At 61.2% G+C, this 7,534-nt stretch carries 6 protein-coding genes and 2 pseudogenes; 3 read left to right on the top strand and 5 right to left on the bottom strand.

Going from position 1 to position 7,534, the window contains the following annotated elements; translation table 11 throughout:
• Positions 1–632 (top strand): cation diffusion facilitator family transporter (locus BW970_RS18855; RefSeq protein WP_076534291.1); only part of this gene is annotated, 632 nt, incomplete at its 5' end.
• Positions 633–836: 204 nt separating this feature from the next.
• On the opposite strand, the pseudogene BW970_RS20375 reads toward BW970_RS18855, so the two are convergent.
• Positions 837–1,590: pseudogene (locus BW970_RS20375) on the bottom strand (transposase); the annotation flags it as partial.
• 112 nt (positions 1,591–1,702) lie between these two features.
• Between BW970_RS20375 and BW970_RS21355 the strand changes: the two are divergent.
• Together BW970_RS21355 and BW970_RS18840 are read left to right on the top strand one after the other, a co-directional pair.
• Positions 1,703–1,813 (top strand): annotated as a pseudogene (locus BW970_RS21355) (helix-turn-helix domain-containing protein); the annotation flags it as partial.
• Positions 1,814–2,033: 220 nt separating this feature from the next.
• A complete protein-coding gene (locus BW970_RS18840; protein WP_076534289.1) occupies positions 2,034–3,650 on the top strand; it encodes an ISL3 family transposase in 1,617 nt (538 codons plus the stop codon).
• Positions 3,651–3,746: 96 nt separating this feature from the next.
• Here the strand turns inward: BW970_RS18840 and BW970_RS18830 are convergent, their stop codons facing one another.
• The 4 genes from BW970_RS18830 to BW970_RS18815 all read right to left on the bottom strand — a co-directional run bounded on the left by BW970_RS18830 (position 3,747) and on the right by BW970_RS18815 (position 7,458).
• Positions 3,747–4,046 (bottom strand): type II toxin-antitoxin system RelB/DinJ family antitoxin, encoded by a 300-nt coding sequence (locus tag BW970_RS18830; protein WP_044353023.1) that lies wholly within the window; start codon positions 4,044–4,046, stop codon positions 3,747–3,749.
• 104 nt (positions 4,047–4,150) lie between these two features.
• Positions 4,151–4,807 (bottom strand): DUF6927 domain-containing protein, encoded by a 657-nt coding sequence (locus BW970_RS18825; protein ID WP_076534287.1) that lies wholly within the window; start codon positions 4,805–4,807, stop codon positions 4,151–4,153.
• Complete coding sequence (locus BW970_RS18820; protein ID WP_025042408.1) at positions 4,807–5,400, bottom strand: hypothetical protein; 594 nt, start codon at positions 5,398–5,400, stop codon at positions 4,807–4,809. The genes BW970_RS18825 and BW970_RS18820 overlap by 1 nt, the downstream gene beginning before the upstream one ends.
• A gap of 75 nt (positions 5,401–5,475) precedes the next feature.
• On the bottom strand, positions 5,476–7,458 hold the full coding sequence (locus tag BW970_RS18815; protein ID WP_076534285.1) for a ParB/RepB/Spo0J family partition protein: 1,983 nt from the start codon (positions 7,456–7,458) through the stop codon (positions 5,476–5,478).
• Positions 7,459–7,534 lie beyond the last annotated feature (76 nt).

Raw genomic sequence — 7,534 nt, 5'->3', positions numbered from 1 at the left:
TGATCGTGATCGGCTTCTACCTGATCTACGAAGGTGGCATGCGCATGATTGATCCACCCGAAGTCATGGGGTGGACCGTCGTCATTCTCGGTGGAATTGCGCTTGTGGTCGACACGCTGACCGCAATGCTGACCTATTCGATGCAGAAGGGGAGCGTGAACATCCGCGCGCTGTTTCTCCACAACCTTTCGGACGCGTTGGCTTCAGTGGCCGTCATAGTCGGCGGGACGCTCATTATACTTTATGATATGCGTTGGGTGGATCCGGCCATCACCATCGGCATCGCGCTCTACATCCTGTATCTGTCCTTCACCGAAATAGGGGGCCCAATTCGAACCCTGATGCTTGGGAGCCCACCAGATATTGATGGAAATGACGTGGTCAGAGCGATCCAGAGTGTCGATGGCGTTGTGAACGTGCATCATGTCCACCTGTGGCAAATGCAGGAGAACACTGCGGCATTGGACTGCCATATTGTTGTCGAACGCGACCGGATGGGTGAGGCCGACAAAATTAAAGAAAACGTCAAATCGGTGCTGCATGAACGTTTCTCAATCGAGCATTCCACGCTTGAATTCGAAGCGACCGACAATGCGCATCAGGAGGCGCAGGTGTTCGGACACCGCTCATGACGATTGCCCAAGGCATACTAGTGGTCGTAGGCCTGCTGTCCGGTCTGGTTTTGATTGGTGCGCTCTTTTGGTCGATCGCCCGCCCGTCCAAGTGCATCTGGCCTCCAAACAGATATGTCGCGTAGCCCTTAAATGGGCTCTGCCTCACCTTGTGTGGCGGAAGGGTAGCATTCTCGCCCGCAACAATTAGGGACCAGCCCGGCCTTACATTGCGCGTTTGAGGGTTTTCAGGCGGTTGATCTGACCTTCCGCCTGGCCGTTGCTCCAAGACACGATTGCGTTTTTGACGGCATTGTAGTCCCGGTTCAAGGTACGGGCAAAGCACACGATGGGCGCCAGGTCGGTTTCGATCGCGTCGTCGATCCATGCAGGGAGCGGGTCTGCTTGGCGGCCACGCATGATACCGTTGAACCGCATGGTGAGGCTGCGCATCGTTGTGAAGGCGGGAGAGCCGGCCTTGAGAGTGTCGACTTTCCGGGCCTGATCCGAGGTGAGCTTTCCGCGGGGTTTGATACAAAGCGCGGCCGCGATGACCGGGGAGATCGCGTGCGCGGTTTCCGGGTCCCTATCCGGCTTCAAGATCTGGTGCTCCGAGGAGGGGGCCTTCGTTTGCTGTTCGGCTCGGCGCCAGCCCGCCAGCAGCCGCTGTAAATGCGTCAGGCTCCCGTCGTAACCACGCTCTTGGCTGAGACGGAAAAGGGCGCTTCCAGTTCGAATGCCGTCCTTCCAACTTTGGCTCAGGAACTCTTCAAAGTACCACGGCGAAGTCGGTTTCAAAGCTGCCCGCCTGCGGTCGGGCGGCGTCTCAAACTGCAGCAATTTCGCGATGCTGCGACGCGGGAACCCTGTTCGCTGCCCGATCTCGCTGCAGGGTAAGCCCCTGATTTCGGAGCGCATGGATGGTGGTGAAAATCTCGTCCCGAGACGTCCTGTGCGCGAGGCGGGACTTCAGAATGTGAATCAGCATGCAAAATTGATCCACTTAGGTGGGTTATGAGCGAGTAAAATTGACCCACCTGCGACGTTAGCATCCGCGCCGAATAGCGCGGAGGAATGAGCAGGTGATATTGATGGAAAGTGTATCGAAGATCCGTCGTTGGATTTTGGTTGAAGGTCGCAGTATCCGATCTGTGGCGCGGGCAACCGGTTTGTCGCGGAACACGATCAAGAAGTATCTGAAGGATGCGAGCCCGCCAAGCTATCAGCGGCAAGCGCCACCGGCCCGGCATAAGCTGTGCGATGGATTTGACACGCGGCTTCAAGAGCTCTTCGAGCAGGATCAAAAACGCCCACCTCGGGAACGGCGGACGGCCACGAGGTGTCGCGTAGCCCTTAATTGGGCTCTGCCTCACTTTGTGTGGCGGAACTATCCTGAAACTGGAAAATTCAGGAGGGATAGTTGTGATTTCGAAGAAGCACTGGTCGCCCGGGAGCGATGTTGCCGTTCAAAGCGTTGATCGAAGTGAATCCGGCGGGTGGATTGTATCGGGCAGTCTGACACCAAGCGGCATCTGCCCAGACTGTGGATTGCATTCGCGACGTCGTCACGGTTGGCGGCGTCGGCGGCTGCAGGATTATCCCGCCCATGGAGACGAGGTAACGGTTGATCTCGCGGTTTGCCGTTGGCGATGTCAGGCACCCGCTTGCCCACGTCGGACTTTCTCGGACCAGATCGCATGGATTGCGCGTCCTTTTGCACGTCGTACGTCGCGTGTCGGGGAGATTGTCAGCCATCTTGGGCATGCGGCAGGCGGGCGACCTGCCGAGCGGCTCTTGCACCGATTGGGACTTGGGGTCAGCGATGACACGGTGCTCAGGCATCTGAAGAAGCGTGCTCAAGGCACCGCCGAGCCGCCAACAGTCATCGGGATCGACGACTGGAGCTGGCGGAAGTCGCAAACCTACGGCACGATCATTGTGGACCTGGAGCGTCGCGTGGTCATCGATGTTCTCGAGGATCGAGATGTCGTCACTTGCACCAACTGGCTGAAGCGACACCCCGATGTGGAAGTGATCAGCAGAGATCGGTGCGGCCTCTACGCCCAGGCTGCACGGCAAGGGGCACCGCAGGCGAAGCAGGTCGCTGATCGGTTCCATATCGTGCAGAACCTGCGGCAGGCCATCGAGGAGCAAATGAACCTTCACGGCCGTGCGACCGGCAGAGCGCTGTTGTCCGACGCTGACAACATTACCGCAGCCGGAAGCCTTCTGAAGTCCCGCCTTGCGCACAGGACGTCTCGGGAAGAGATTTTCACCACCATCCATGCGCTCCGAAATCAGGGGCTTTCCTGCAGCGAGATCGGGCGGCGAACAGGGTTCCCGCGTCGCAGCATCGCGAAATGGCTGCAGTTCGAGACACCACCGGACCGCAAGCGGGCAGCTTTGAAACCGACTTCGCCGTGGTACTTTGAAGGGTTCCTGAGCCAAAGCTGGAAGGAGGGCATTCGAACTGGCAGCGCCCTGTTCCGTATGATCCAAGAGCGTGGTTACGAGGGGAGTCAGTCGCATTTGCAGCGGCTGCTGGCGGGTTGGCGCAGAGCCGAACAGCAAGCGAGCGACCCCAAGGTAGAGCACGAAATCCTTAAGCCAGTCCGGGACCCCGAAACTGGGCACGCGATCTCCCCGGTCATTGCGGCCGCGCTGTGCATCAAACCTCGCGGCAAGCTCACCGCGGATCAGGCGCGGAAAGTCGACGCGCTCAAGACCGGCTCTCCGGCCTTCGCAACGATGCGCAGCCTCGCCATGCGGTTCAATGGCATCCTGCGAGGTCGCGTGGCAGACCCGCTCCCTGCATGGATTGACGACGCGATTGAAACCGACTTGGCGCCAATCGTGCGCTTTGCCCGCACCTTGAATCGGGACCTCGATGCGGTCAAAAACGCCATCGAGATGCCCTGGAGCAACGGCCAGGCCGAAGGTCAGATCAATCGTCTGAAGACCCTCAAGCGCGCCATGTACGGCCGAGCCGGTCCAGAATTGTTGCGGGCGAGAATGCTACCGTTCCGCCACACAAAGTGAGGCAGAGCCTCTTTGAGAACTTGGGCGGCATCCGGATTGTCGTCAGAGATGTAGTCAATGATTGCCAGCAAGTCGGTTATGGCCGTGGCTTTCCATTCAAGATTTGGCAAGGCGCTTCCCGTCAATCAATGCCTGGGCGTCTTGCATCGCCTTGGCATGGGGCGTTGTGGGCCTTGGATCGTCCAGCGCTTCCTGTACCTTCGCCCGGAACCAGGCGTCATAGGCATCCGGGTCAGCGGTCAATCCGGCAGGCAAGCCGCCTTCTGCGGCCACGCGGGTCAAAAGAATACGCACCGCGTCGGAGAGCGTCAGACCGACGCCCGCAAGTGCGTCCGAAGCCTGTGCTTTCAGCTGATCGTCAACACGGACATGAAGCATGGATGTTTGGGCAGGCATGGATGGTCCTCCAGTTGATGGGAATGATGTATCTCATTTGAGATACGTTTTCAAGTCGGCAATATGTGCGCGCGTGGTCCCGTGGTGTTGTCTCAGCGGGAAACTCAGCCACCCTGCCCCGCCAGGAACTCCGCCAGCACAGGACTGGCCTCGCCTTTTGCGGAGCTGAGCAGCTCCGAGCCCGCAAGCGAGGCCTTCGACAGGCGTACGAGCCCACCGGTTTCCTCGATGCGGTAGCAGCGGCGTTTTTGCCGCCCACGCCTGTAGTGCGTCGCGGTGACGATCCGGCATGTACTGCCATCGGTGAGCGTCACGGGCGTGGCGAGCCTGATCTTGTCGCCTTCCTCGTAGTCCGGGATCGCAGCCCAATTCCGGCAGCGCTGACGCCAGTCCTGGGCGTAGCTGTCCGGGTCTTTCAGGTCGGAGAGAAGCTCGATCAGCCCAAGCGGAGCACGAGATTCGTTCGGGCCAGCACTTTCCTCCATGTCCTTGTAGCCCCAGCAGCCGTCATCGTATCGGGTGAGGAAGACAGCCCCGAAAGTGATGGAGCCATCCGCATCGGTGACATAGGTCGTGTCTTCGACAGGGGTGCCGTCGAGATTGGTGACCTTTGCCGCCGCATACCAGGTGGAGCCCACCTTGCAGGCCTTGACCAGTTCCGTCTTGCGCGTGTCGCCATGAGAGGTGCAGAGCCGGGCGATTTCCGCTTTCTCATCCGCGTAGGTCTGGACGCGGCCGTCGGTATAGAAGAGCCAACCCATCACGCCGCCCTCCGGTCATCGATTTCCATTAGGGCATCGAGCGGCACGCGGTAGGGCTGCATGGCGTCGAAATCCTCGCAATTGCCGCAGTTCTGCACGATCGCGAAGGTGTCGCAGGCATCCTTGAGGATGACCCGGAAGGTGCCGCCGAGGCCTGACGGCACCTCGTAGGTCCCGCCGATGAGATAATCCGAGGCCCGGCGCACGAAGACGCGGATGCTGTGGCCATCGGTGGCGAGCCGGATCGCCCCCCGCCCCCGGTCGATGAGCACCTGCACGTCATCCAGGATGTCGGTATAGAACTGGCCGGTCAGATCGCGAAACGCCATGCGGCGCTGCGCCATCCAGTCGGTATCCCGAAACGGGTTCATGCCGTCGGCGAAGGCAAAGGACGGATCGGCCTGCTCGGTGGTGACGATACGGGTGGTCGTGCCATCGATGCCGTTCGAGCGCAGATGCACACCATTGCCGACGATGAGGATCAGGGCGGGCCTGTCCACGGGCCCGTTCCAGTTGGGCAAGAAGGTTTTGCAGGCGCGTGCATGGGCGATCTGCGCCGCAACAGCGGAGGCAGAGAACTTGAGAATAGCCATGGGGATGTCTTTCTGTTCGGTTTGGAAGGGTCGACCCGCGCGGGTGCAAGATCCACGCGCGGGTCGCGTGATGGCTCAGGCCGCTTGCGCGACCTCGCTGTCAGGCTCGGGGGTTTCAGCAGTGGGCTCCGCCTCATCACAGGCGATACCGGCGGTCTGCATCATCGGCGGGCACCAGGCGGCGACGGCAGCGCGCTGCGCGTCCGTCAGTGTGGCGAAGGGTTCAGCAAAGAGCTTGTCGCAGAAGGCGACGATCTCCTTCTTGCTCGATGAGGCGAGCGTCACCGCCTCCTGGGCAAGACCCAGATCTTCGCCGAGGATCTTCAGGAGCCAGGCCTTCTTGAAGCGGTTGAAGAGCGCCGCGTTCGGCGTCCAGTGGGCGCGGATATCGGGCATGATCTCGATCTCGAACGCATGCATCAGGCTGTCGCGCGATCGATCCCGCGCGAAGCAGGACTGCGTGGTGCTGGCGGTGGCATAGGCGACGAGCTTGGCCTTCTCGCCGGCCTTCAGCGCGCGAAACGCCGCAAACTGATCGGCGGGCGCGCGGCTGTCATCGAGCCAGGACAAATCAAGCGCATCATGCGCCGCCGCCACCTGCTCGAGCGAGGTCTCGTCGATCTCGTCCATCTTGGCGTGGTTGCGGTATTCCTTGCGGGCATCGATCTTGATCGCCTGCGTGACACTCATGCCGCTGGCCAGAACGTCACTGACCAGCTTGAAGAGCGTCAGATCGAGCGTGGCTTCCGGATGCAGCGCCATCGCGGCCCCAAGCGCCATGGCTCGCTCGGTCTTGAGGTCCTCTGCCAGCGAGGCTGGATAAGTGATTTCACCCGGGTCCGGGGCCTCCTCCCCCGTCGGGTCAGCCGACGAGCCGCGCGCGCCTTCCACTTTCACGGTGTCTTCCGGGCGGACGAGGCCCACATGGAGGGTCACCTGCCCACCCTGCCACGACGCTATCACCCCAGACCGCGCGAGGTCCTCGGCGCTGTAGGCCTCCTGCAGGTCGCGGGCTTCCTCTTCCAAGGCGTCCACGCGCTCGTAAAGGGCATTGTAGGCACCGTCCTCGAGCCCCTCATCCTCCATCTCGAACTGCAGTTTCTCAAGCTCAGCGGTGATCTCATCGATGCGCTTCTGGGCAGCCTCATCCGGCTCGATCGGGCCGGGATAGACGCGGCCATAGTCGGCCATGGTCGCGTAATCATAGCGCACCATCGCATCGGCCCAGGCAAACCCCAGCCTCATACGGGCCTCTTCGGCAGCGGCACCGAGCTTTTCGAGCAAGATGGTCTCGACCAGCGCCGCATCCTCAAGCACGGAATGCTCTTCAAGAAGGTCAGCCGCGACGGCGCCGCCACGCGCCTCGTAGTCCACGCGCACGAAAGCCCCGATATCGTCACTGACCTGCACGCCGCGGGATTTGAGGGCCTGACGGACGGTATAGGCCTGCAGATAGCCGCCGTCCTTCGTGAGCGCCTCGAAGACCTCGCGCTGCGCCTTCTGGCTCGGGTGCTCGGCAAAGGCCTTCATCGTGTCGAGCGTGATCACCTTACCCCGGGCCGCGGCGCGGATGTCGGGGTGGATAAGGCCATAGCGCAACCGGCCTTTCACGGCGGCCACCGTGGTACCGAAGGTCTTTGCGATGGTCTCGGGCGTCTGGCCGTCGACCTCCATCATCCGCGCGAAAGCCTCAAACTCGTCGATTGCGTTCATCGGTGCCTGGGTGATGTTCTCGGCAAGAGACAACGCCGTGGTGACATCGCAATTTTCCGGCACGAGGCGGCAGTCCACCTTGGTCTTCGCTGTGAACCCCTTGGTGGCCTTGTCGGCGACCAGCTCCTTCAGCGCAGCATGGCGTCGGCCACCGGCGAGGACAGCATATTTGCCGTCAAGCTTCTGGACCAAGAGCGGCTGGAGCAGGCCCAGCACAGCGATGCTGGCCTTCAGATGCGCGATGTTCTCGGGATCATAGGTTTCCGGCGCGTTGCTGCGCACATTGGCAGGATGCGGGACCAGATCGCCGATGGCGACGGTGAGAGGAGCAAAGCTTGTGGTCATGGGATATCCTTCCAGGAGGGTGAGGTGTGGCCCGCGCGCTCACGCGCGTGACCAATCCCCGGCTTCAGGGATCATC

It is taken from the genome of Gemmobacter megaterium, assembly GCF_900156815.1.
GTDB classification, from domain to species: Bacteria; Pseudomonadota; Alphaproteobacteria; order Rhodobacterales; family Rhodobacteraceae; genus Wagnerdoeblera; species Wagnerdoeblera megaterium.
Note: the sequence above shows the minus strand (reverse complement) of the source record. Positions and strands in the feature narration are given on the sequence as shown.

Coding starts and splice junctions, on each gene's coding strand:
- BW970_RS18830 (WP_044353023.1), bottom strand. CDS start 4,046: ATGCCTGCCCAAACATCCATGCTTCATGTCCGTGTTGACGATCAGCTG.
- BW970_RS18825 (WP_076534287.1), bottom strand. CDS start 4,807: ATGGGTTGGCTCTTCTATACCGACGGCCGCGTCCAGACCTACGCGGAT.
- BW970_RS18820 (WP_025042408.1), bottom strand. CDS start 5,400: ATGGCTATTCTCAAGTTCTCTGCCTCCGCTGTTGCGGCGCAGATCGCC.
- BW970_RS18815 (WP_076534285.1), bottom strand. CDS start 7,458: ATGACCACAAGCTTTGCTCCTCTCACCGTCGCCATCGGCGATCTGGTC.